This is a genomic window from Streptomyces sp. NPDC096136, from assembly GCF_044763325.1.
Lineage (GTDB): Bacteria > Actinomycetota > Actinomycetes > Streptomycetales > Streptomycetaceae > Streptomyces.
In genome coordinates, this window is sequence record NZ_JBIWFZ010000006.1 from 36,937 (window position 1) to 59,902 (window position 22,966).

Below are 22,966 nucleotides of genomic sequence, written 5' to 3' on the forward strand. Positions count from 1 at the left end.
GCATTGCGCGTCCCTGCCCCACCAGTGGTCCCACAATTCATCGCATGGCCGAGCGCGCCTTCGGGGGTCCACTCGCAGGATTGAGCCGTTTCCGGAGCGGCCGCACAGTTCATTTATTCTTCAACATTCTCCATGGTGTGCAGCTCAGGCACGTGATCGCGAATCATGAACGGACGCCGGATCACGTTCCGTAGCTGGTTGGAAGCATGGCGGAATCGAACCTTTTACCGCAGCCCGTGCAGCGGGAAAGCTGTGGGCCGTAAGCGAGGCGTTGATAACGTCCACTGCGAACCGGGTCGAACCGAACCGCGACCCTCCCGCATCGACCCGGAACCCCCATCGAAATCGAGGCCCGACTGGCACTGATGCCGAGAACAGTGCTGGTCACCGTGACAATCGGAGACCTCCACCCCCGGTCCGCACCACGCTCCCCCTCCCGGTCGCCCCCGCAGGGGACAGCGGCGCCGCGCCGGATTCGGGGCGCATCGACTCGGGCTGATTCCATTCCCTGTAGTCCCCTGTGGTCCCATCGGTTTCAGCACCGAACGGGCGCCCGGAGCAATACCACCGCGCGCACCATTCCCGCACTTCCTTTCTGCGCCGGTTGACACCATCCGGCCTTGCAACAACACCGTGCGCCCGTCGAATCAAGTGACGCGAACCGGGCCCCGGTTGTACGTTTCTCCTTACCGAAGGCATATTCCAACCAGCGGTCCTCACCGTTGAGAGGGACGGGCATGACGAGCCACGCAACCGAAGTCGACCTCGAAGAACTCCTCCGCCGGGTACTGGAATCCACCGGTGCGGGCACGCGGTGGACCACCGAAACGGACGAGATGTGGTGCCGCCTCACGCCCGAGTCCGCGACCCTCCCCGAGCAGGGCTGGAAACTGCACGTGTCGGCGACGTCCGCCTCCGCACCGGTGGTCCTCGCCAAGGCCCTGGGGGTCCTGCTGCGGGACGGGTCCGCGTTCAAGTTCGCCCGCTCCCTGGAACAGGTGGGCGCGCTCAACTCCCGGGCCACGCCCCGGGGGAGCTCGGGCAAGTTCATCACCGTCTACCCCCGCTCCGACGCCGACGCGGCCCGCATCGCGCAGGAACTGCACACCGCCACGGCGGGGCTGGCCGGCCCCCGGATCCTCTCCGACCAGCCCTACGCCGCGAACAGCCTGGTCCACTACCGCTACGGCGCCTTCGTCGGCCGGCGGCGGCTGTCCGACGAGGGACTGCTCGTCTGGTACATCGAGGACCCCGACGGCAACCCCGTCGAGGACGTCCGCACCGGCCAGTACGCGCCCCCGTCCTGGGCGGTCAGCCCCTTCCCCGCGTCGGTGCCGCTCCCGCCGCAGAAGCAGCAGGCGCCGGCGGGCCCGGTCCTGCTCGGCGGCCGCTTCTCGGTCCGGGAGGCGATCCGCCACACCAACAAGGGCGGCGTCTACCGGGGCACGGACGTCACCACGGGCGCGCCGGCGGTCATCAAGGAGGCCCGCCCGCACGTGGAGGCCGACGCCTCGGGCGCCGACGTACGCGACTGGCTGCGCGCCGAGGCCCGGACCCTGGAGAAACTGGCCGGCACCGGCCTGGCCCCCGAGCTCCTCGCGATGTTCGAGCACGGCGGACACCTGTTCCTCGCACAGGAGGAGATCCCCGGCGTCCCCCTGCGCAACTGGGTGGCCGAGCACTTCCGCGACGTCGGCGCCGAACGCTACCGCGCCGACGCCCTCACCCAGGCCGGCCGGCTGATCGACCTCGTCGCCGCGACCCACGCACGCGGCTGCGTCCTGAGGGACTTCACCCCCGGCAACATCATGGTCCGCCCCGACGGCGAACTGCGCCTCATCGACCTCGAACTCGCCGTCCTGGAGGACGACGAGGCCCTCCCGACGACGGTGGGGACCCCCGGATTCAGCGCGCCCGAGCGCCTGTGGGACGCACCCGTCTCCCCGACGGCCGACTACTACAGCCTCGGCGCCACCATCTGCCTCGTCCTCGCCGGCAAGGTGCCCAACCTGTTGCCGGAGGAACCCGCCGACCGGACGGCGGACCAGCGGCTCGCCGAGTGGCTCACCGCAGCCGGAGCCGCGCTCCCCCTCCCGGACGGCCTGCCCGAGATGATCCTCGGGCTGATGCAGGACGACCCCGCCGAGCGCTGGGACCCGGACCTGGCCCGCGCGGCCCTGCGCCGGACGGCCGGGACGCGGCAGCAGCCGCCCGCCGCCCCGGACGTGCGCCGCCCCGCCGCCCCGCGGCCCGACACGACGGCGGACGCGACGGCGGACGTGACGGCGGACGTGACGGCGGACGTGACGGCGGACGTGACGGCGGGGATCGTCGACCACCTCGTCGACTCGATGACGCCGAAGGACGCGCAACGGCTGTGGCCCGTGTCCACCCGGGCCGGGGAGACCGACCCCTGTACCGTGCAGCAGGGCGCGGCCGGCGTACTGGCCGTCCTGACCCGGTACTTCGAGCTCACCGGGGATCCGCGCCTGCCCGAGGTGATATCCACCGCGGGCCGCTGGATCGCCGACCGGACCGACACCCGCTCCACGCGCCCCGGCCTGCACTTCGGCGGCAGGGGCACCGCATGGGCCCTGTACGACGCCGCCCGCGCCGTCGACGACCGCGGCCTCGCCGACCACGCGGTGGCCCTGGCCCTGGCCCCGCAGGAGACGACCCTCAGCCACGACATCACCCACGGCCACGCGGGCAGCGGACTGGCGGCCGCCCACCTGTGGCACCGCACCGGAGACCCCCGGCTGGCCGAACGCGTCGTCGCCGCCGCCGACCGGCTGGCCGCCGCCGCGCGGCCCGAGCCCTCCGGCGTGAGCTGGCCGATCCCGGCGGAAGCCGTCTCCGAGGAGGTCGGCAAACGCTACCTCGGCTTCGCCCACGGAACGTCCGGCATCGGGTACTTCCTGCTCGAAGCAGCCGCCGTCGCGGACCGCCGGGACTACCTGGACTTGGCCGTCGCCGCCGGCGAGGAGCTGGTGGCCGGCGCCGTGCGGATCGGCGGGGCCACCCAGTGGCCGGCGCAGGCCGGCGACGTGCCCACGGCGCCGTACTGGTGCCACGGCTCGGCGGGCATCGGATCCTTCCTGATCCGGCTGTGGCGGACCACCGGCGACGAACGCTACGCCGAACTCGCCCGCGGCGCCGCCCGCGCCGTCGTCGAACGCGCATCCCGGGCCCCCCTCGCCCAGTGCCACGGGCTCGCGGGCAACGGGGACTTCCTCCTCGACATGGCCTCGGCCACCGGGGACCCCTCCTACCACGCGATGGCCGAGGACCTGGCCCGCCTCATCGCAGCCGAACGGGCCCACCGCGACGGCCACGTCGTCTTCCCCACCGAGTACGGGGACGTCTCGACGAGCTGGAGCGACGGATCCGCGGGGATCCTCGCGTTCCTCCTGCGGACCCGACACACAGACTCCCGGCACTGGACGATCCAGCAGCCGGGCTGAGCGGCAGGGAACCTGCCGCCACCTCAGAGAGAAGGAGAAAGCCATGGAGAACCGCGACCTCGAACTGCTGGCTCACCTGCACGCCCTTCCCGAGACCGACCCGATCGGCGTCGACGGAGTCCCGTTCGCCGACACCTGCGCGTGCGTCGGGCTCCTGACGCTGCTCAACACCGTCTGTGTGGGCATCAGCTGCGCCTGACCCGGCGGTAGGCCCCTTGGACTCCGCCACTGCCCGGCGGCCCCGACGACAGCGGTCACGTCGACGGGACGCTGAGCAGCGGACCCGCGGGCGGGGAGCACCCCGTACTGCCCGCCAGTGCCGCGCGGGACGGAACGACAGGGGCCGGACGACCTCCGGCCGGTGGCCTGCCCATGGCGGCGGCCACCGGCCGGAGCACACACCCGCTCCACAGGGGAGCCGGGCACGGCCCGTCCGTGCCCGGCTCACCCGTTGCCCGCCCGAGTCCGCAGACCACACCCCGCAGACGAGGACCCGACCATGCAGCCACACGCCGGTGACGACGCCCCCGCCCGGGCCACCCTCCTGGCCACCGCCCCCGCCGACCCGGACACCGCGCGGCCGGAGCACGGGCCGGCGTACGCCATCAGCACGCGCGGCCTGGTCAAGAGCTACCCGGGCCCGGACGGCACCGCCGTCGAGGCCGTACGCGGCCTGGACCTGGACGTACACCAGGGCGAGACCTTCGCCTTCCTCGGCCCCAACGGCGCCGGCAAGTCCACCACCATCTCCCTGCTGTGCGCCCTCGCCCGGCCCACCGCCGGACGCGCCACGGTGGCCGGCGCCGACGTGCTCGACCAGCCCGACCGGGTACGGCGACAGGTCGGGATGCTCTTCCAGCACAGCGCCCTGGACATGGACCTGACGGCCGAACAGAACCTCCGCATCCACGCCCGCCTCTACGGGCTGGGCCGCCGCGACGCCCGCCGACGCGCCGCCGAGACGCTGGAGGCGGTCGGACTGGCCGACCGGAACCACTCCCCGGTACGCACCCTGTCCGGCGGCATGCGACGACGGCTCGAACTCGCCCGCGGCCTGCTGCACGAGCCGCAGATCCTCTTCCTCGACGAGCCCACCACCGGACTCGACCCCCACGCCCGCGCCCAGGTCTGGGAACACCTGCGCGCGCTGCGCGACCGGCAGGGCATCACGCTCTTCGTCACCACCCACTACCTGGGCGAGGCCGAGAACTGCGACCGCCTCGCCATCATCGACGGCGGCCGCCTGGTGGCACAGGGCACCCCCCTCGCCCTGAAGGCCGCGATCGGGGACGACCGCGTGGTGCTGCGCACCGGCGACGACCGGGCGGCGCGCGAGGTCGTGCGCAAGGCCGCGCCCCCGGGCACCGCCACGACGCTGGACGGCGACGGGCTCTGCCTGCGCGTGCCCGACGGCAGCTCCTGGATCCCGCGCCTGTGCGGGGCCCTGGCCACCCACGGCATCCCCGTGCACGCCGCCTCCGCGACCCCGCCGACGCTCGACGACGTCTTCTTCCACCACACCGGCCGCAGCATCCAGGGGGCCGGCCCCCTCCCGGCGGCCGGCGCGGCCGGGACGCAGACCGCCACCACGACGACGAGCGGGGAGGGCCCGTGACCACATCCGCCGTGCGGCCGCCGGACGTTCCGCAGACCCCCTACGCCCCCGACCCCGCGCCCGTCGACCGCCTGCGCCGCGAACTGCGCGCCGTCCACGCCCTCGTCCACCGCGACCTGCTGCGCCTGGCCTCCCAGCGCCTCCACACCGCGCTGATGCTGACCCAGCCGGTGCTCTACCTCCTGATCCTCGGAGGCGGCCTGGCCGCCCTGATCCCCGACGGGGCCCTGGGCGTCGGCTACCAGACCTACCTGTTCCCCGGCATGCTGATGATGACGGTCCAGACCCCGGCCATCATGGTCGGCATCCGGCTGATCACCGACCGGCAGAGCGGCTACCTGCGCGAACTGCTGATGGCACCCGTACGCCGCTCCACCCTGCTCCTGGGCAGCTGCGCCGGCGGCACCGCGGTCGCCGCGGTCCAGGGTGCCCTGCTGCTCCTCCTCGCCGGGGTGGCCGGCCTGCCCTACGACCCGCTCCTGCTGGCCCTGCTCCTGGCCGGCGTGGTGCTGGTCTCCTTCACCATCACCGCGATGTCCCTGGCCCTCGCCGTGAGCCTGGCCCGCGCCGAGATGTTCCACATGCTGCTCGGCCTGGTGATGACGCCGCTGCTCTTCCTCTCCGGCGGCTTCTTCCCCCTGGCCAACCTGCCCGGCTGGGCCCGGACCCTGGCCGCCTGCAACCCGCTCGCCTACGGCATCGACCTGCTGCGCCGCTCCATCGGGGTCAGGGAACCGCAGCAGGCGGCCGTGGCCGGCATCGAATGGTTCGGCCGCCAGCCCCCGCTCGCCCTCGAAGCGGCGGGCCTCCTGACGATCGGCGTCCTGGCCCTCCTGTGGGCCGCCCACCGCTTCGGCCGCCCCGAGTAGCCGCCGGAAGCCTCCTATGACCCACCGGGTGACCCACCGGGTGGGTCACCGGGGTCGAACGTCACCGGCAGGCTCTCGGGGCCGCGCAGCCCGCCGGGCCGCCAGGGGATCTCCTCCGGCCGCACGGCCAGCGCGAGGCCGGGCAGCCGGCGCAGGACGGTCCCGATGGCGATCTCCCCCTCCAGCCGGGCCAGCGGAGCGCCCAGGCAGTAGTGGATCCCGTGCCCGAACGCGAGGTGGGCGTTGTCCTGCCGGGTGAGGTCGAGGCGGTCGGGGTCGGGGAACCGCTCCGGGTCCCGGTCGGCGAGCGCGGAGCCGATCAGCACGGTCGCGCCGCGTGGCACCCGCACGCCCGCGATCTCGACGTCCTCACGGGCGAACCGTGCGATGCCGGGGCTGACCGGACCGTCGTAGCGCAGGAACTCCTCGATCGCGCCCGGCAGCAGCCCGGGGTCCGAGCGCAGCAGTTCGAGCTGTCCCGGATGGGCGAGCAGCATGGCGATGCCGCCGCCGATCAGGTTGACCGTGGTGATGTAGCCGGCCGCCAGCAGCAGGAACACCATGGCGACCAGTTCGTCCTCCGACAGGCGCTGCTCCTCGTCCCGCGCGGTGATGAGGCCGCTGAGCAGGTCGTCGCCGGGATCCGCCCGCTTGGCGCGGATCAGCCCGGCCACGTACGCCCGCATGTGCCGCCACGCCTCGTCCACCACGGCCGGGTCCAGCGGCTCCGCGCCCCGCCTGACCATGCGGTCGGTCCAGTGCTGGAAGTCGTGGCGGTCGTCCACCGGCACCCCCAGCAGTTCGCTGATCACCGTGACCGGGAGCGGCAGCGCGAAGTCCGCGACGAGGTCGGCGCGCCCGGCGGGGACGAGGGCGTCCAGCAGCCCGTCGGTGAGGGACTGGATCCGCGGCCGCATCCCCGCGACCCGGCGGGCGGTGAACGCCTTGGAGACCAGCCGGCGCAGGCGGGTGTGGTCGGGCGGGTCGCTGCGGAGCATGTTGCTCAGCAGGGAGGCGCGCTCCGTCGCGGGCAGCTGCCGCAGCAGGCGGGTGTCCGAGGCGTCCCGTACGTCGCTGCTGAGCCGGGAGTCGGACAGGGCGGCGAGCGCGTCGTCGTACCGGGTGACGAGCCAGGCCTCCAGGGCGCCCGCCACGACGACCCGCCGCACGGGCCCCTCCTCGCGCAGCTGCCGGTACAGCGGGAACGGGTCCGCGACGAAGGCGGGGTCGGCGTAGGGCAGGGGGACCGGCCGCTCGTTCATGTTGCCTCCCGGGGATGGGGCTGTCGTCGGCGCCACGGAGAACGAGCCTGCAACGCCGCCCGCCCGTGACCGGTGCGGCGCGCCTCGTCCGGCGGGGTGATCCCTCCGGCGGCCGGGGGCTGGGGTGCCCGCGGTCCGGATCCGCGGAGATCGGAGGCGCTCTGCCGGTGGATATTGCCTACGGCGGAAGTGAACCGCGTGCCTAGGGTGTCCGCATGTCACTGAGCCAGATACTCCTCCCGTCCGGTCGCTCACTCAGGCTCACCGAGCTGCGGATGTACTCGACCTACGGGGGGTTGATCGAGGGCTACCCGTGCGCGCGCATCAACGACCTGAAGGTCGCCTGGCTGCAGCGGCAGGCCGAACAGGCCTCATCCGCCGGGCCGGTCCACCTCGTTCCGCCCTCCCGCGCCTACCCGGACGAGCCCGCCGGTCCCTTCGGCCCCGTCGAGGTGCTGCCCTCCGTGGCGTGCGTCGGCGTCTTCTCCTCGGCGGCGCTGGACCCGGCCATGGACGCCTCGGTGCTCGTCGTCGCCTGGTTCCAGTCGGTACCGGAGGTACCGTCGGGCGAGGACGCCGATCCCGGCCTGCGCGGCCTCCACTGGGAGGAACTGGCCCAGGACTACGCGCTGTAGCGGCGGGTTCCGGACCCGCGGCGGTCGAGGAGCCGGGCGTCCGGCGGTCTGCCGTACCGTTGGGCCGTGACATGGAGCGAATCGGGTTACGTCGACTGCCTGACGTCCGAGCGGCGTGGCTATGCGTGGGTGATGGAGCACCATGGCGGCGTGATGCCGGAGGAAGCCAGGAAGGCCGCCGTGGAGTGGTATCCGTACCAGCCGGCCGGGACGCCGTTCCGGGGGCTGGTCTTCCACGACGAGGCGTGGCACTGGGCGATGACGGCGATCCACGGCGACCGGTACGTCGTGGACCATCCCGAACTCGTCCACCCGTCGCCCGAGTACGCGGCGCCCCCGGACCCGTCGGAGGACGCCGGTGCGTGGGCGCGGGAGGGGATCCCGCTCTAGCCCGCCGCCCTCGTGTACCGCCAGACGGCATGTTCCAGTCCGGCCTTGTCGTGCCCGAGGAGCGTGGCGGCTTCCTCGTACGCCGTGCGCAGTCGCTCGTAGCCGAGGCTCGGAACACCGGCGTCCGCGGCGAAGGCACGGAGATGGACGTCGACGGCGATCTGTGAGCGGCCGACGAGGTTGCCGAGGTAGTCGACGCTCTTCGGCCCCACCCCCTCCACGGTGCGCAGAGCCGCACGATGGGCCTGGTGGCCGAGCCAGGCGTGGAGGTCGTCGCGCGTATCGACTCCGTCGGCGGCCAGGAGGTCGGTGATGCCGCGGGCTGTCGCGGCCTTCCGGGCGTGGCGGAACCTCATGGCGACGGCGAGGTCCTCCGTGGCCAGCGGGGCCCGGAACCCCCGGACGGTCCTTGCGTCCGGCCAGTCCTGTCGCAGCCGCAGGAGCCGGGGCCGCAGGGTGGCCTCGCGCGGGTGCGGCTGCCGCGGATGGCGAGGTGTCGGCGGGTCAGGGGTTCCTGGGGCTGCGGGAGTCGGCTTCGAAGGGTACGAGCAGCTTGCGGAGCAGTGAGGCCAGCTGGAGCCGTTCCCGGGGGGTGAGGGCCTCGATGAGTTCGCGCTCGTTGGCCAGGTGGCCTTCGATCAGGTCCTCGGCGAGGCGGCGGCCCTCGGCGGTGAGCTCCGTACGCACCAGGCGCCGGTTGTCCGGGTCGGTCGCGCGGGTGACCAGGCCCTTGGCGACCAGCCGGTCGATGCGGTTGGTGAGGGCGGCCGGGCTGATCATCGCGGCGCCGGCCAGGTCGCTCATGCGGAGGGTGTTGCCGCCGCCCGCGCGCAGGAGCGTGGCGAGGATGTCGTACTCCCACGTCTCCAGGCCGTGTTCGTCGAAGTACCCCTTGATCCCCTGGTCGAGGTGGCGTGAGGCGCGGAAGATCCGCAGGACCACCCCGATCGGCTCGGTGTCCAGCCCGGGGCGCAGGGCGTCCCACTGCTCGATGACCTCGTCCACCGTGTCGCGCATGGCTCCAGGTTAGCAGAACGCTTCGACGTCGAATCGTTTGACTCCGATGTTGATGTGTGGTTAGTGTCCTGTCCATGGAAACTTCGACATCGAAGTTTTCGCCATCGGAGTGTTTGATGTCCCGCCTGTGCCCGTCCGGGGTACGGCGGGGGAGCGAGGAGAAGTCCGTGCACTACGTGCTGTTCATCCGTACCGACCACACGCCCGACGCCGCCCTCGGCCACTACCTGGCCCATGTCGGCCCGACGCTCGACGCGTTCGACGGCCGGCTGCTCGCCTTCGACGCCCCGGCCCGGCTGGAGGGGCCCTCGACGTACACGAAGACCGCCCTGGTGGGCTTCCCCACCGAGCGGGCGGCCCGCGACTGGTACGCGTCGCCCGCCTACCGGGAGTTGGCCGCCTGGCGCATCGAGACGATGGGCCACGAGGTCGACGTCCAGCTGCTGGCGGGCCTCCCCGGCTGATCCGCCGGGGCGCGGGGCGCGGGGCGCGGTTCGTCCGCTGCTCAGCCCGGGCCCTTCCGGTTGTGCTCGTCGTCCATGACGTCCCCGGCCCTCCTGCCGGAAGAAGTCCGGTCGTCCGGCAGCGGGTCCCCTTCCTCCCAGACGTCGTCGGCCGGCGTTCCGGTCGTGTTCCGGGTGGCGTCGGCGCCGGCGTCGGGTCTGTGGGCGGCGGAGAAGTCGGCGCGGGCGTCGCCGGCACGGGCTTCGAACTCCGCTTGCGCGCCCGCTTCGGCGACCGTGTCGACGAGCTCGGCGGCCAGGTCCACGACGGTCTCCGCCACCTTCGCGGCGCCTTCCGCGAGGAGGGCGACCGTCCGTCCCCATTCGTCGCTCAGGTTGCCCGGACTGCCGCCGGAGGCCGTGTCCCCGGCGTCGCCCCGCGAGGCGGAGTCGGCCCCTCCCTGCGCGGAATCCCGGGCGGCGGACGACTGGCCGGCTGGGGTCGGCGGGTCCGCCTGCTCGGGCGCACGGGTCCGCGACCCGTCGGTCGGGGTGTCCGAGGGGGCCGAGGACGTACGGACGCCCTCGGGCGCCGGCTCACGGCTGCCCGGCGGGGCGGGGGCCTTGCCGTCGGCGGGCCGGGGCGGCCGTCCGCCGGTGCCCGGGGCGCCGTCTGCGGGGGCGCCCGCGCCGGGGGTCGTGTCGGCCCGGGTCCGGCCGGGGGGCTGCGGTGCGTCCGCGGTACGGCCTGTGGTCGGGGGAGCCTCGGGTCCGCCGCCCTTGCCGGGCCCCCTCCCCTCCTCCTGGCCCGGCCGGGTCCTGGTCTCCGCCGCTGCGCCGCCGTCAGGGCCGGCGGGACCGGTGCCCGGGCGTGGCCGTGGCTCCTGTCCGCGTGGAGCGGGCCGCGGGCCGGGCGGACCGGTCACGCCGTCCTGCTGTCCCTTCTTCGGTTCCTGCTGCGTGGGTCGTCCGTCGTCGGGCTGCCGTGGAGGCCCGGACCGCCCGCGGTCGCCGGCGGGAGGTTCCGGCGGGGGGTCCGTCACCGGCCGGTGACCGCCGGGAGGCTCGGGAGGCCGACCGCCGTTGCCCTGCTGCCCATCGGCACGCACGGCAGGCGGCTCGTCCGGCGGCGGCCGGTCCGGATCGGTACGCTCCGGCAGTTCCTCCACCGGCCGGTCCGGGTCGGAGGAGGACGGCGGATCCACCCCCGTCTCCGCCTCTGCCTGCGCCCCCGTGCTTTCCGGTTCCGCCTCCGCCTGTGCCTCTGCCTGCGCCTCTGCCTCCGTCCCCGCCTGCGCCTCCGCCTGTGCCTGCGCCTCCGTCTCCGTTTCCGTCGGCTCCGGCTCGGGCTCCGGCCGCCGTTCCTCGTCGGCGGTGCGCCCCTCGTCCGCGTCCCAGGCCATGTCGGACAGGCCGGTGCTTCCGGCGTCGGCCTCCTCGCGCCGTCCGGCGCCCCCCTCGCGGCCGTCGTCGTCCGCCCGGTGGTCCGCGCCTTCAGGTCGGCCGTCGGCGTTCTCCTCCGCCGTTGCTCCTCCACCACGGTCCTGCGGGTCCGCGCCCTTGTCGGGACCGCCCGAAGCCTCGACGGGCGGAGGCGGCGGAGGCGGAGGCGGGGGTGCGTCGGCGGCCCCTCCACCGTCTATCGCCACTGCTCCTCCCCGGACCCGTCAGCCGGCGTGCCCGCCCCGGCAGAACCCCGGTGCCAGGTCATCGTTCCTCGGGCGACTGCATGGACTCCTTGAAGTACTCGCATTCGAGGCCCAGTTCGTAGGCGTGCATACGGGCGCCGTGCTCGACCCGCTCGGAGGAGTCGAAGCGGGCGCGCAGGCCGACCGCGTAGGCGTCGCCCGTCACGTGGTTGAGCGACGGCAGTGTCGCGTCGTCCACCTTCTCCTGCTTGAAGTAGCCGTCCATGGTGTCGTAGTAGGCCGCCATGTGGTCCCTGGCCTTCTCGGCGGCCATGGGCGCCTGACGGATCTCGGCCAGCCTGTCCATGAAGGCGCCGGGGTCCGGTTCGTATCCCGTGTCCGTCTTCCGGCAGTCGACGGCCAGGCCGTTCCTGGTCGAGAGGGTGATGCGGTCGAACAGCCCGGAATCGAAGGCCTGGCGTATCGTGTCCGGATTGTTCCTGTAGGCCTCGTCGTGCACGGCTCCGGGGGTGTGGCGGCCCTCCGTCAGGACGCGGCTGACGGTTCCGAGCCGGCTCACTTCCGGGGGCTCCGCGACGACGTGCAGTTCCCTGCGCCATTCGGGGCCGAAGTCACGTGCCGTGTCGAGGAGTACGGACGGGTTCCGCAGCGTCCCTTCGATCGCGACGTCAAGCCCGAGGGTCCGGGCGTCGCTGATCGCCCTCTTCGTCCACTCTCCCGCGGCCTGACCCGTCACCACCGTCATGTTGTGCGGTTCCCTGGCCATGACGGCGTGGTGGTCGGGGTGGAACGGCCGTAACGCATCGCCCTCTATCTGTATGACGTCGCCACCGGCCTGCTCCTTCACCAAGTCCATGGCACGGCTCTTGCCCGTTCCGGGAGGGCCGCCCACGAAGAAGACGGTCGGCTTGTCGGCCTCCGCCTCCGGTGGGGGGTCCCCGGCCACCGAGCCCTCCTGCCACCGGTCACCGAAGACGAACTCACGGACCTCTCTCCTGTACCCCTCATCCAGTTCCTCGGGCGAGAGGGTCGTCCGCCACCGGCGCTCCGGGCTGTCGGCCCCAGGGGCCGGCAACTCCTGTGCCTCCCCGGCCTCCGAGGCGGGCCCCCCGGCCGGGACCGACGCCTGGTCCGGCCCCCCGTCCTCGATTTCGTGGAACGAGCCGTAGCGGTGGTCGTCGCCCTCCGCGGACTCCTTCTCCTCCGCCGCGCCGTGGGCGCCGGTACCGACGCCCTCCGGCCGATCCGCGGCGTCACCGTGCTCGGCGGCGCGGTGCGGATCCGCCGTGTCCTGCGGGTCCGTGTCCTCCCGTGCGTCCGAGCCGCTCGGGGTGCCGGTGGAATGGCGTTCGGATGCCGTGTCGTCAGGGGCCCGGCGGACGTCCCCCTCAGCGCGTGGGGGCGGTGGCGGCGGCGGAGGCGTGTACGAGCCGGGGGTGGGGGCTTCCTTCACGACCGAGGCTCCCTTCCACGGGCGCATTCCGTCGCCATGCGCTCGGCCGTCTCCTCCAGCAGGGTCTCCACCAGCGGTCCCGGGGTGCAGGCCAGCCGGAAGGCGCGTCCGATGTGTTCCTGAGTCGTCCCGCCCGTCACGGAGGTCACCGCCTCGGACAGGCCGCTGCGTACGACGTCGCCGACCCGGCCGTGGGCGCGGTCGGGCCCGTAGCACGCCAGGGCGCGGACCTGCCGCCGGTGGTCGGCTCCCGAGGTGCCGGTCAGGACCAGCCCGCGGGCCGCCCATTCCGCCGCGTGCCCCGGGTAGTCGTGCGGGCCGTCGGGCCGGTCCCGGCGGGCTTTGTGGATGACCTCCAGGACGTCCCGGAAGCGGTAGTTGGCGTACGTGTACCGGCGGCGGTCCTCGTCCGGCGGGGCGGTCCCGAGAAGGCGCGCGGCCAGTACGGAGTGCAGGCGCGCGGCGAAGTCCCCGGGGTCGACCTCCTCCCGCATCAGCGGTTCGCGGGCCGCCACCGCCCGCTCCACCGCGTAGACGAGCGCGCAGTCGAGGTCGCGTTCGGGAAGGGCCCTCAGGGCCTCGCGCACGGCGGGGGCGGGGCCCGGCGCCGGCATCCCCATGGCCTGGGCCGCGGCGGCCGCCTCCACCCAGATCAGGTGCAGCGGTGCGAGGGAGCGGTGGTGGGCGTCGTTCATCGTGCGCAGGGTGCAGGGGCTGCGCCGGCACGAGGCGCCGCAGAGCGCACTGCGGCTGCCCAGCAGGGGAGGCTCGCTGGAGGCCGCCTCCGCGCTCTCGTCCCCTTCGCCGTGGGGGACGGCCGTCAGTACCGGGCGGTCCATGCCGTCGGCCGCCACGGCCGCGCGTCCGGGCCGGAGCGCGACCACGCTCTCGCCCTGCTCGGGCTGGAGGTTCATCGTCGCGCCCACGGAGCGGCGGTCGTCCTCGGCGGGCAGCCGGTGCATGACCTTCAGGGCGCTGTTCTTGATCACATCGGGCAGGATCTTGCTGGGGATCTGCTCGACGATGACCACGCCCTCGCCGTACGCACGGATCTCGGCCAGGAGGGAGGCGAACAGCTCGACGGCCGCGGCGGCCGGCCCCGACTCTACGTTCTTCAGGAGCCGGTGGGCCTCCTCGACGACCAGCACGTGGCGCAGCGCCACCCCGCCCGTGCCGTGGTGGACGCGCAGGTGTTCCACGATGCGGATCAGCACGGCGCCGATCAGGAACGCCTTGTCCTGGTCGTTCGTGATGGTCTCCAGTTCGAGGACGACGTTCCCGGCCAGGAGGCCGGCGACGTCCAGCGGGTGACCGCCCTGGAAGAACCTGCCCGGGGTGCCTTCCCGCAGCGACCCGATGCGCACGTCCACGAAGCCGCGGACGTCCGCCGTGACCTCCCGCCCGTACCCGATCATCTCGACGACGCGCTGGGCGGTGGTCTGGAGGTCCGTCAGCGTCGGATAGTGCGCGGTGCGCGGCACCTCCGGTTCGTCCAGCCGGAACCTGGGCTTGTGGGCGGGGCGCGGCTCGCCGGTGACGAGGTCCCAGCCGGCGGCCGTGTAGCACTGGGTGAGGGCCCGGGCGAGGACCTGCGGAAAGGGCTCGTGGCCCTCGAACGCCGCGAGGAACAGGGCCCGTACGAGGTCCACGTGGCTCTGGAGGGGGAAGCCCGGCTCCGGCTCCAGGGGGTTGAGGGAGGCGGGCGCGACGTCCACGTCGCCCGGCCTGATCACGGTGACCCGGGAGAGCGGCGACGGCCCGGGGGTTGCCTCCCGTGCGGCGGTTGCCTCCTGTCCGGCGGTTGCCTCCTGTCCGGTGGCTGCCTCCCGTGCGGCGGTTCCTTCCCCGCCGGCGGCCCGGCGCGCGGCGAGGCGTCCGGCCATCCTCGCGTACTCCGCCTTCGCGGGCTCGACCGCGAGCCAGGGGACGGGCCGTTCGTGCGTGGACAGGGCGGTCAGCAGGCTGCGCACGGTCTGGGACTTGCCCGAGCCGGTGGCGCCGCAGACGAAGGCGTGCCGGTTGAGCGTGGCGCGGGAGACGTGCAACGGCCCGGAGGCCGTCAGGGACTCGTCGAGGACGTCGCCGAGAAGGAACCCGTCGGCGGCCGCCTCCGGGACGTCGGAGCTGACGTCGAACCGGTTCGCCGTCACCGTCTGGATGCCGGGCAGTTCGCGGGCGGGCGGCCGGGCGAGTGCCGCCACGAGCTCGGCCGGGGCCGTGAAGGGGCCCCCGTCCTGCGCGGCCCCCGCCGTACCGCCGTCCATCGCCAGCGCCTCGGCCAGCGGTACCGGGTGCCGGGCCGGTACGAGCAGGTACGGCAGGTCGTCGAGTTCGCCGGAACCGCACAGCAGCGCCGCCGAGGCCAGGGCGGTCTCCGGGCGGTCGGCGCCGACCAGGACCCGCACGCTCCAGATCCCGGTGGCGAGCGCCCGCGTCAGCTCCCGGTAGCGGGCCTCGGCCCGCTCGGCCGCGATCCGGTCGGCCTCGGAGTTCTCCCGCTGGCGCAGCCGGGGCAGTGCGACGCCGAGCGCCGTGCGTTCCCGTTCGAGCCGCTCGTGGGGCACCGGCGCGGCGAGGACCAGCCAGGCGAAGGGGTCGGGCAGGTGGGCGGCCGCGTCGTCGAAGGAACCCCGGCGCTCGGTCGGCAGGGACCGGCCGTCCTCGCCCAGGCGCAGGGGTTCGTGCACCCCGGTGCAGGGCACCCAGTACGGCAGGCGCCCCAGCAGCCCGGCGACCTCCTCGGGCGGGACCTCGCGGGCCGTGGCCCCGGGCGGATAGCGCAACGGGCGCTCCCCGCCCCCTGCCGGTTCCTCGCCCGCGGGAGGGAAGAAGGGCGCGCCGCCGGCCAGGAAGTGCAGCGGCTCGTGGCGGCCCGGACGGATCCAGGCCATCGCCAGGCCGGACGGGTCCGGGCCGCCCCGGAGCGACAGCACCGCGTGGGCGGCCGTCACCGCCGCGGTGAGCTGGGCGGGCGTACGGTCCTGTGCGTGCGGCTCCTCGGGACGCCGGGGGATCGTGAGGAGGCGGTGGAAGCGGTGGCCGGCCAGTGCCGCCGCCGCGCCGGAGGTCATGTGAGGCTCGCGCGGGGTCGGGCGGACAGCCGGGGCAGCAGGGTGATGCCGGGGTTGCAGTCCCCGAAGACCACCCGGCGTCCGCCGGGGCCCGCCTCCACCAGGACCAGGCCGGTCACCGGGAGCGCCTGCAGCTGGGTGGGCTCGACCGCGAACTCGTAGACGCGGCTCAGGTTCTCCCCCCTGGTGGTGGACCGCGCCGTCGAGGTGTTGGTCGACTCCTGCCAGCTGCGCGAGAGGGAGGTGGAGAAGGAACGGGACGATCCCCAGTTCCGGCCCCATCCGCCCTTGCCGGAGGAACCGCCGCGGCTGGTCCCGTCGGTCTCGGAGGTCCCGCGCTGGTACGTGTAGCCGTCGGAGCGGCCCTCGGTCAGGGTCTCGCCCACCTGCCGGGTCAGCTGGTTGACGAGGAAGCGGTGCTCCTGGCCGATGAACTGGGCGGCGGCCTTGGCCTCCTCGCCGTTGCCCATCCGCATGAACACGGTCGCGCTGTCCGAGCCGCCGGCGACCTGCACGGCGCCCTCCCGCAGGTGCTCCAGCAGCAGGACGAGACGGACCCCGCTGGTGCGTGCCTGGCGTGCCATCGACTCCAGGGCGTCGCGGCCCAGACGGTCGGCCCCGGCGACCACCAGGGTTCCGGTGCCGCCGGCGAAGGTCCGCTTGCGCAGGGCGTGCAGGAGCCGGAAGAACACGAGCCGGTCGGTGAGGTCCTTGCGGCGGTGGACGACGTCCTCGCTGGTGACGATGGTCAGGGCGCCGGGCCGCCACCACTGCGCGAGGGCCGGCACCCCCGCGTCGACGGGGCCGGCGGCGGATCCGTCGACGGGCCCGCCGACAGACCCGTCGGCGGCCGCGCCGGCAGACCCGCCGGCAGACCCGTCGGCGGCCCCGCCCTCGGCACGGGCGAGCAGCTCCAGCTGGGCGCGCACGTAGCGGAGTTCGTTCTGCACGCGTTCGGTGTGGCCGACGAGGTCGATCGCCCGGCTGATCGCCTCGATCTCGGACGGCTCCAGCGGGCCCGGCCGGTCGGGGTCGGCGTCGTACACGCGCATCAGGACGCGCAGGCCGGCGGCGAGCCGGGCGAAGGTCACCGCTCCTTCGAGCAGGGAGGCGACGGTCTGCAGGAGGTCCACGTCGATGGCGTGCAGGTCGACGTCGGTGCCCGGCGGCCGCATGGTCGCGAGCGCCTCGGCGATGGCCTCGGCCAGCTCTTCCGGCGTGAACTCCGCGCACAGGTCGACCCCCAGGAACGCCCCGGGGACCGGTACGTGCAGGACGGGGACCTCGCGGCGGGCGGCGAACCCGGCGAGTTCGAGGGCGACGGCCTGCTGGGTGAGGTCCAGGACGAGCAGGGGCTGTCCGGAGCCGAGCAGCGGGCCGCCGACGGTGGCCAGCAGGCTCGCCCATCCGTGGGCGGTACCGCCGAACACGTCGATGCGGCTGGGGCGGGACGGCAGCGCGAGGGGGAACCAGGTGTCCAGTTCCTCGTTGCGGCGCAGGTGTTCGGCCCGGTGGGTGTCGAGCCGGCGCTGCCATGCCCGCGTCCGGTTCTGGTGCTCCCGGAGGGCCTGCTCGCGTGCGCGCTCCAGATCCCGCTGGGCCGCGCGCAGCCGTGCCCGGGGGGAGCTCGCACCCCAGGCCACCAGGAGGAGGACGACGGCGATCCCGGCGGCGACGATCCCGGCGCCGTCGCCGCCGGCGCCGAGGAAGACGCCCACGGCGAGCAGGAAGGTGAAACATCCGCAGCCGGAGCTGTTCCGCTTCTCCGTGGCCCGCTCCGTCAGGTCGCGCACCCGGGTGTGGGAGGGCTCGACGTGCGCGGGCGGGTTTGCCGCGTCCGGGTGGGGCGGCGGTTCGGGCGGCTGGACGAACTCCCAGCCCCAGCGCTCCTCCCCGGCGAAGACACGCCGAACCAGCTCCGCTTCCGTGTCACTCACGGCATCGCTCATGAGGCCCCCCGTTCCACAGTGGGAGCATCCTGGCCCCACCGCGGCGGTCCGTGTCACGGGCCGTGCACCACCGCGGGCGCGCTTGTCGTGAACTGGCCGCTGATTGTCCGGATCCCTCCGCCCTTCGGGCCCGGCGAGCCGGGCCGGGGCCGGCGGGTGCCCGTCGGGTCCGGGGCGAGTGCGGGTGTCAGAGGGGCCGGTCCGGCCAGATCAGGTCCGGCTTCCAGATGCCGCGGTGGGGGGGTAGAGGTGCGCGGTGGGGGAGAGCTCGTACGAGCCCGCGTCGGCGTCCTCGGCGAGGACCCAGCCCACCCCCTGGTAGGCGAAGGGGACGTCCTCCCGGGGCGTGGCGCACCCGCCGGGGTCCGTGAGACGGTCTGCCCTGCCGGGATGCTCAGGATCCGGGTGCCTGAAGTCTCGGGACGGGGGTGGAACTCGCCGGCCCGGGAGGCGCTGCCTGATGCCGTCGTCACGGGACCGCCCGGGAGGAGTGCCCGGGCAGCGTCTGCCCGACGAGCCGGCGGTCCGGATGTCGCGATTGATCCAGCGGGTGCGTCGTGACAGGTGAATCGCCCCGCCCAGGTTGCGGGCGGGGCGATGACAGGGCTTCGGAACGGTGTCGAGGTTCCGGTCAGGCAAGCGTCGTCGTGACGCGCTCACGCAATGATGGAGAACCTCTGGTTGATCGAGTTCTTATTGCAGTTGTCGAGCCCAATCCACGTCGGTTCGGCAGACGTACTGCTTTCGAACACGCTCAAGCAGAGCCCGGAGAGATCGTGACGTATCATCATCGATTTCATGCCGGTGCCTGCGGCGCCGGCGGGGTCTGTGGAGAACGTCTGATCCACTGACCCGGAGCACGGGTAGAGTTCCAGCTTCGCCCTGACCTGCGAAACGTACCCGAGCGGGTCCAGGCAGAGGCCGCTGTCCGCTTCCTTGATCGTTGTCAGTGCCGGTGCCGCCCCTGCGCCCGCTGCCTTCGCTTTCGAAAACGAGCCGGAGAAGACGAATTCATCGAACGGGGACGAGGGGTATCCGAGAATGACGCTGTCCCCGGTGTACGGGCTGCCGTTGGGCTGCATGGTGTAATCCGGATACTTGTTGGACCGAAGGTAGTATTCCTCGCCCCCGCCGCTCAAATTGAACTCGTTGTACACCGGGTAGTGGTCGCTGCTTCCGATCTGGCCGTCACGGACCATGCGCAGCCCCGGGAAGCTATGGCTGGACACCATGTAGTCAAGAGTTCCCCCGCTGTCCTGTGTGGGGACACCGGGTTGATAGATCACCGGCCGCCTGCCCACCGTCGGCCACACTCCGTTGATGTAGGGCTGAAGGTCGCCAGGGTTGACATTGAAATCCCCTATCGCGGTCCAGTTCAAGCCGTCGACAGCTGCCACGGTGGCGCTGATGTTCGACAGGATCTGAACAGCATCCTGCCCGTTGTTCGGAGACGGCGCATGTACGTTGAAATAGTAGTCCAGGCCGATCCTGATACCGAAGGAGGGGCGGGTGTTGGGGCGCGGGGGCGGCGCGATGAGGACGGACAGCGCCATTTCCCTGGCGACTATGGCGAAGTTGACCCGTCCCCCGTTGGCGGCGTTTCCGTTCATCCAGTAGACCTGGTAGGTCGCGCCGGGTGCTTCCCAGCGGTAACGGCGGACTTGGTACGTCACGTTGCCGAACGTCCGTTCCGCCACGACGCCGAAGTCCTGCATCTCGGCGGGCGCGGGGCCTGCCTCCTGGATTACCGCCAACTGGTTCTCCCGACCGTGTCCACGGCTCAGGAGCGCGGCGACGCTGCTCCAGTTCTGACCGAGAGAGTTCCAGGTCACCAGGTTGATACTGGTGAATGGAGTCGGATCAGCCTGGGCCGGTGACGCGGGAATCAGGATGAGCATACTGAGAACGCAGAGCAGAGCCCCTATGAGAGGGAAGCGTTTCTGCAATCGACTCGAATGAGCTTTACCGCTCACTGTTGGAAATTCCTTTCAGGGTGAATTGTCTGTCCGTGTCCGCCGCTCTGTCGGCCGCGCGCGCGGGCGGACGCCTGGCCCTCCGGGGACTTCTCCCGGACGTATTCGCGCTCGGACTCCGCCATGCCGGCGAAGAACGCGAAGAGGGCCACGCCGTGCCCGGATGGGTCGTAGACCTCTTGGAGGGTCCGGTGAGGAGTTCGCACTGGATGTCGTAGTGGCGCAAGTCCTCCGCGATGACCAGGAGTTCGGCGGCGCCGCGTCCGAGGCGCTCCATCTCGTGGTCACGCGGGCCGCGCTCTCCGCTGGACCCCCGAGCTGGGACTCAGCCCACGTTCGGCGCCACTTGCCGCGCGGTCCAGGAGCCCCCGATGTTCGGCCGGACCCGCTGCCAGGGCTTGCCGTCGAGGCCGATGACGGTGATGCGGGCGATGAAGGAGCCGTCGTCCGCTGGGCGTCGATCAGGTTGGTGACCGCGGCGGGGACCTCGCCCTTCCAGTACAGCGTGCAGCCGCTGTCCTTCGTCGAGACCACGAGGTTCGCGCTTGGGCGGGTTCACGGCGGTTGGTCCTTCGGCGGGGCGTGTGAAAGGGTGCGCCGGGCCACCCGCCGGTCGACGGCGGTGGCCGGGCGCTGTGTTCGGGCGTGTGTCAGGCAGCTGCGGCAGGCCGCTGCGTCAGGCCCGTGTGCCGCGTGCCCGGTGAGCCGCGCGTGCCGTGCTTGCTGTACGTGCCGCGCGTGCCGTGTCGTTCCGCGCCTCCGGCTCAGTCGGGACAGGGCCCACGACCACCCAACCGACGGCGGATGGGTCCCGCCGCCCCCTCTCCCGTTCCTCCGGGAGGTCTAGTACTGCCGGGCCGGGCAGGTGGTATCGCCCCACGCGGTGGTCACGATGCAGTCCTTGCCGGGGTCGAGCCCGGGGATCTCCACGCCGCCGCCGACCCGGTGCCCGGTGCCGGGCACCTCCGAAGCGGTGGCGGAGGCGGTGGCGGAGGCGGCCAGGCCGCCCGTCGTCATGCCCGCGGCCAGTACGAAGGCCACCATGGCCCGGCGCGTGTTTCCCCGCATGTGCGTCAACTCCTGCTGTCACCCGGCGGCGGTCACTCCGCCGGTGCGTGGTCCTGTGTGCACCGCCGCCCGTCCCGGCCGGCTGTGGGCACCACTGTGCCAACCCGGCGCCGGCGGCGGCAGCCCTGGCGGGCATCATCTGTGTGCCATGCAGTTTTAGGAGGGGTTCCGTGGACGTACCAGCAGGTGACGGCGGGTCGGCGGGAATACGGGGACGGGACTCGACGGCGCCGCGGTCCGCTCTACCGCTGGACCGTCGTCCACGCCCACCTCACCCGGGACACCCTGGCCCGGGCCGCGGCGGAGACCGGCATCGACGACCAGGAGGCGGCCCGGGCCCTGGACTCCCTCCTCGCCGCCGGGAGCCAGAGCGTGCGCTGACAACCGGTCAGTCCGCAGGCCGCCGCGAGCCGGCTGCTTCTCCGACCGGGACGCCGCGCTACGCGCCCGGGAGGAGGCCCTGCGCACCCGGCGCCGCCGGACCCAGGCGGAGCTGGACGGCCTCGCCGCCTTCACGCCCGTCTACCTCCAGGCCCGCCAGCACGCCTTCCCCCAGGGCTACCTCCTGGACGTCTACGAACGGGACTGGGCCAACGCCACCCTGTACGCCAGCGGCCCCCAGGCCGCGTCCGGCGCCTGCCGGACCATGAAGCAGGCCGTCCTCGTCCTGCTCGCCAAGGGCCTCAAGGACGACACCATCGCCCGCCGCCTCGGCATCTCCCTGCGCGCCTGCCGCCGGCACGTCTCGGAGCTCCTGGAGACCCTCGGAGCCCACAGCCGCTTCGAAGCGGGCGTCATCGCCGAACGACGGGGCTGACCCGGCACCACGTACCGACGCCCGTGGGCGCGGAGGCCGCAGAGGTCGCCGGGGCCACAGAGGTCAGAAAGCGCACAGAGGTCGGTGAGACCACAGTGGTCGCCGGAGTCGCCGGAGTCGCCGGAGTCGCCGGAGTCGCCGGAGTCGCCGGAGTCGCCGGAGACGGAGAGACCGCGGAGTCCGGGACCGCGTGTCCGCCGCCTCCGCCCGTCCCGCCTGTCCTGCTTGTGGCAACCCCCTGCCGCCCCGGCCCGCGGGTCCGGTCAACGGGCGGCCGGCCCGGTACTGCTCACCCACCTGCCTGACCGCCGCGCAGTAGGTTGCGGCCGCGGCCGGCGACCGTCACGAAACCCCGTGACTGCGTGACGAAACCCCGGTGCGGGGCGACGAAACCGGTCCGGGTCGTCTCGTCGTCGACCCGTGCGAACGGCCGTCCGCCCGCCCATTCGACGAACGTACGGGTCTTCCGGGGCAGCCCGTTCCGCTCATCCTGGTCGTCGGTGGCGGACGGCTCGGGCCGCGTACGCGATCCGCTGTTCGTCCACAGCGAGATGAACCGGGACGGGAGCCAGGGCAGCACCGAACAGCGGAGGTGGACCGACCGCGCCCCGAACGACTTCCGCTCCGAGGGCTGCATCCAGATGCGGCCCGAGGAGATCAAGAAGATGTTCCGACTCCTGGAACGCAACGGCTGGCCGAAGACCCTGCGCGTCGTCGGCTGACCCTCCCGAGGAGGGCGTGGACCGTCCGCCCTCTCCCACCACCCCGAACCCCGGAAGGACCGGCCGACCCGTGCCCCGATGCGAGGCCTGCGAAGGAACCGGCGAGTGCGCCGGATGCGACGGAACCGGGGAGCCGGACAGCTACTTCGCCCGCCCCCCAAGCCGGGACCGCCTCACCGGCAACAGGACGCGGGCCGAGGCGCTCGCCGAACTGGACGAGCGGGCGCGGCGCCACCACCCCTCCTCCCTCAAGGGCGTCCAGTGCACGGTGGCCCGCGACGCGGACGGCACGTTCTGGTACCTCCCGAAGCCCGGCAAGACCCCGCGGCGTCTGTTCGTGCGGCTGGACCGGCCCGGACCGCGGCCTGGACTGGCCGGCGATCGGCGAGCAGGACCTGGAGGACGCCGCCGGCGAACAGGCGGACGCCTGCTGCCAGGACCGGACCGGGACGCCCACACCTCCGCCGTCGAGGCGGCCACGAGCCCGCTGCCCGAGACGATCACCACCTGCTGAACCGGCCCACCCCGGAGGGAGGGGGGAGGGCGTGCTGATGACCGGCTACTTTGTG

General features: G+C 73.1%; 21 protein-coding genes. 11 read left to right on the forward strand and 10 right to left on the reverse strand.

Features of this window, described 5'->3' with window-relative positions; translation table 11 throughout:
* The first annotated feature begins 737 nt into the window (after positions 1-737).
* From lanL to ACIRBY_RS14670, 4 genes are all read left to right on the forward strand, one after another.
* Positions 738-3,464 carry a class IV lanthionine synthetase LanL gene (lanL, locus tag ACIRBY_RS14655; protein ID WP_403900645.1) on the forward strand — a complete coding sequence of 909 codons (2,727 nt, stop codon included), beginning with the start codon at positions 738-740 and terminating at the stop codon, positions 3,462-3,464.
* A gap of 43 nt (positions 3,465-3,507) precedes the next feature.
* Entirely contained in the window at positions 3,508-3,663 is a 156-nt protein-coding gene (locus ACIRBY_RS14660; protein WP_198959863.1) for a VenA family class IV lanthipeptide, read from the forward strand.
* A gap of 300 nt (positions 3,664-3,963) precedes the next feature.
* Positions 3,964-5,079, forward strand: a complete 1,116-nt coding sequence (locus ACIRBY_RS14665; protein ID WP_403900648.1) for an ATP-binding cassette domain-containing protein — start codon at positions 3,964-3,966, stop codon at positions 5,077-5,079.
* 11 nt (positions 5,080-5,090) lie between these two features.
* Complete coding sequence (locus ACIRBY_RS14670; RefSeq protein WP_403901129.1) at positions 5,091-5,948, forward strand: ABC transporter permease; 858 nt, start codon at positions 5,091-5,093, stop codon at positions 5,946-5,948.
* 14 nt (positions 5,949-5,962) lie between these two features.
* Here the strand turns inward: ACIRBY_RS14670 and ACIRBY_RS14675 are convergent, their stop codons facing one another.
* Complete coding sequence (locus ACIRBY_RS14675) at positions 5,963-7,210, reverse strand: cytochrome P450 (RefSeq protein WP_403900650.1); 1,248 nt, start codon at positions 7,208-7,210, stop codon at positions 5,963-5,965.
* Between the two features lie 215 nt (positions 7,211-7,425).
* Between ACIRBY_RS14675 and ACIRBY_RS14680 the strand changes: the two genes are divergently transcribed.
* Both ACIRBY_RS14680 and ACIRBY_RS14685 read left to right on the forward strand, forming a co-directional pair.
* The gene (locus ACIRBY_RS14680) at positions 7,426-7,845 is read left to right on the forward strand and encodes a hypothetical protein (RefSeq protein WP_403900652.1); all 420 of its coding nucleotides are present in this window, start codon (positions 7,426-7,428) and stop codon (positions 7,843-7,845) included.
* Positions 7,846-7,911: 66 nt separating this feature from the next.
* Complete coding sequence (locus ACIRBY_RS14685; RefSeq protein ID WP_403900654.1) at positions 7,912-8,235, forward strand: hypothetical protein; 324 nt, start codon at positions 7,912-7,914, stop codon at positions 8,233-8,235.
* Here ACIRBY_RS14685 and ACIRBY_RS14690 read toward each other — a convergent pair.
* Together ACIRBY_RS14690 and ACIRBY_RS14695 are read right to left on the reverse strand one after the other, a co-directional pair.
* Entirely contained in the window at positions 8,232-8,591 is a 360-nt protein-coding gene (locus ACIRBY_RS14690) for a hypothetical protein (RefSeq protein WP_403900656.1), read from the reverse strand. The genes ACIRBY_RS14685 and ACIRBY_RS14690 overlap by 4 nt on opposite strands.
* Before the next feature lie 148 nt (positions 8,592-8,739).
* Positions 8,740-9,252, reverse strand: a complete 513-nt coding sequence (locus ACIRBY_RS14695; protein ID WP_403900658.1) for a MarR family winged helix-turn-helix transcriptional regulator — start codon at positions 9,250-9,252, stop codon at positions 8,740-8,742.
* A 167-nt stretch (positions 9,253-9,419) separates the two neighbouring features.
* Here ACIRBY_RS14695 and ACIRBY_RS14700 point away from each other — a divergent pair, with 167 nt between their 5' ends.
* Positions 9,420-9,716, forward strand: coding sequence for a DUF1330 domain-containing protein (locus ACIRBY_RS14700; RefSeq protein WP_403900660.1), 297 nt, complete (start codon positions 9,420-9,422; stop codon positions 9,714-9,716).
* A gap of 41 nt (positions 9,717-9,757) precedes the next feature.
* On the opposite strand, the gene ACIRBY_RS14705 is transcribed toward ACIRBY_RS14700, so the two are convergent.
* From ACIRBY_RS14705 to ACIRBY_RS14735, 7 genes are all read right to left on the reverse strand, one after another.
* Complete coding sequence (locus ACIRBY_RS14705) at positions 9,758-10,036, reverse strand: hypothetical protein (protein WP_403900662.1); 279 nt, start codon at positions 10,034-10,036, stop codon at positions 9,758-9,760.
* A gap of 1,366 nt (positions 10,037-11,402) precedes the next feature.
* Complete coding sequence (locus ACIRBY_RS14710) at positions 11,403-12,797, reverse strand: zeta toxin family protein (RefSeq protein ID WP_403900664.1); 1,395 nt, start codon at positions 12,795-12,797, stop codon at positions 11,403-11,405.
* Positions 12,794-15,868 (reverse strand): ATP-binding protein, encoded by a 3,075-nt coding sequence (locus tag ACIRBY_RS14715; RefSeq protein WP_403900666.1) that lies wholly within the window; start codon positions 15,866-15,868, stop codon positions 12,794-12,796. Before ACIRBY_RS14715 ends, ACIRBY_RS14710 begins: the two co-directional genes overlap by 4 nt.
* Positions 15,865-17,805 (reverse strand): hypothetical protein, encoded by a 1,941-nt coding sequence (locus tag ACIRBY_RS14720; protein WP_403900668.1) that lies wholly within the window; start codon positions 17,803-17,805, stop codon positions 15,865-15,867. The genes ACIRBY_RS14715 and ACIRBY_RS14720 overlap by 4 nt, the downstream gene beginning before the upstream one ends.
* Positions 17,806-18,473: 668 nt before the next feature.
* On the reverse strand, positions 18,474-19,715 hold the full coding sequence (locus tag ACIRBY_RS14725; RefSeq protein WP_403900670.1) for a ricin-type beta-trefoil lectin domain protein: 1,242 nt from the start codon (positions 19,713-19,715) through the stop codon (positions 18,474-18,476).
* A gap of 400 nt (positions 19,716-20,115) precedes the next feature.
* Positions 20,116-20,349 (reverse strand): hypothetical protein, encoded by a 234-nt coding sequence (locus tag ACIRBY_RS14730; protein WP_403900672.1) that lies wholly within the window; start codon positions 20,347-20,349, stop codon positions 20,116-20,118.
* A gap of 284 nt (positions 20,350-20,633) precedes the next feature.
* Complete coding sequence (locus ACIRBY_RS14735) at positions 20,634-20,858, reverse strand: hypothetical protein (protein ID WP_403900674.1); 225 nt, start codon at positions 20,856-20,858, stop codon at positions 20,634-20,636.
* Between the two features lie 186 nt (positions 20,859-21,044).
* Between ACIRBY_RS14735 and ACIRBY_RS14740 the strand changes: the two genes are divergently transcribed.
* The 4 genes from ACIRBY_RS14740 to ACIRBY_RS14755 all read left to right on the forward strand — a co-directional run bounded on the left by ACIRBY_RS14740 (position 21,045) and on the right by ACIRBY_RS14755 (position 22,911).
* A complete protein-coding gene (locus ACIRBY_RS14740; protein ID WP_403900676.1) occupies positions 21,045-21,239 on the forward strand; it encodes a hypothetical protein in 195 nt (64 codons plus the stop codon).
* A gap of 265 nt (positions 21,240-21,504) precedes the next feature.
* Positions 21,505-21,675, forward strand: a complete 171-nt coding sequence (locus ACIRBY_RS14745) for a response regulator transcription factor (RefSeq protein WP_403900678.1) — start codon at positions 21,505-21,507, stop codon at positions 21,673-21,675.
* Positions 21,676-22,175: 500 nt separating this feature from the next.
* Positions 22,176-22,397, forward strand: coding sequence for a hypothetical protein (locus tag ACIRBY_RS14750; protein WP_403900680.1), 222 nt, complete (start codon positions 22,176-22,178; stop codon positions 22,395-22,397).
* 70 nt (positions 22,398-22,467) lie between these two features.
* Positions 22,468-22,911 carry a hypothetical protein gene (locus ACIRBY_RS14755; RefSeq protein ID WP_403900682.1) on the forward strand — a complete coding sequence of 148 codons (444 nt, stop codon included), beginning with the start codon at positions 22,468-22,470 and terminating at the stop codon, positions 22,909-22,911.
* The last annotated feature ends 55 nt before the right edge of the window (positions 22,912-22,966 follow it).

Coding starts and splice junctions, on each gene's coding strand:
- ACIRBY_RS14735 (WP_403900674.1), bottom strand. CDS start 20,858: ATGCGGGGAAACACGCGCCGGGCCATGGTGGCCTTCGTACTGGCCGCG.
- ACIRBY_RS14680 (WP_403900652.1), top strand. CDS start 7,426: ATGTCACTGAGCCAGATACTCCTCCCGTCCGGTCGCTCACTCAGGCTC.
- ACIRBY_RS14745 (WP_403900678.1), top strand. CDS start 21,505: ATGAAGCAGGCCGTCCTCGTCCTGCTCGCCAAGGGCCTCAAGGACGAC.
- ACIRBY_RS14715 (WP_403900666.1), bottom strand. CDS start 15,868: ATGACCTCCGGCGCGGCGGCGGCACTGGCCGGCCACCGCTTCCACCGC.
- ACIRBY_RS14675 (WP_403900650.1), bottom strand. CDS start 7,210: ATGAACGAGCGGCCGGTCCCCCTGCCCTACGCCGACCCCGCCTTCGTC.
- ACIRBY_RS14695 (WP_403900658.1), bottom strand. CDS start 9,252: ATGCGCGACACGGTGGACGAGGTCATCGAGCAGTGGGACGCCCTGCGC.
- ACIRBY_RS14690 (WP_403900656.1), bottom strand. CDS start 8,591: ATGAGGTTCCGCCACGCCCGGAAGGCCGCGACAGCCCGCGGCATCACC.
- ACIRBY_RS14725 (WP_403900670.1), bottom strand. CDS start 19,715: ATGCTCATCCTGATTCCCGCGTCACCGGCCCAGGCTGATCCGACTCCA.
- ACIRBY_RS14665 (WP_403900648.1), top strand. CDS start 3,964: ATGCAGCCACACGCCGGTGACGACGCCCCCGCCCGGGCCACCCTCCTG.
- ACIRBY_RS14660 (WP_198959863.1), top strand. CDS start 3,508: ATGGAGAACCGCGACCTCGAACTGCTGGCTCACCTGCACGCCCTTCCC.
- lanL (WP_403900645.1), top strand. CDS start 738: ATGACGAGCCACGCAACCGAAGTCGACCTCGAAGAACTCCTCCGCCGG.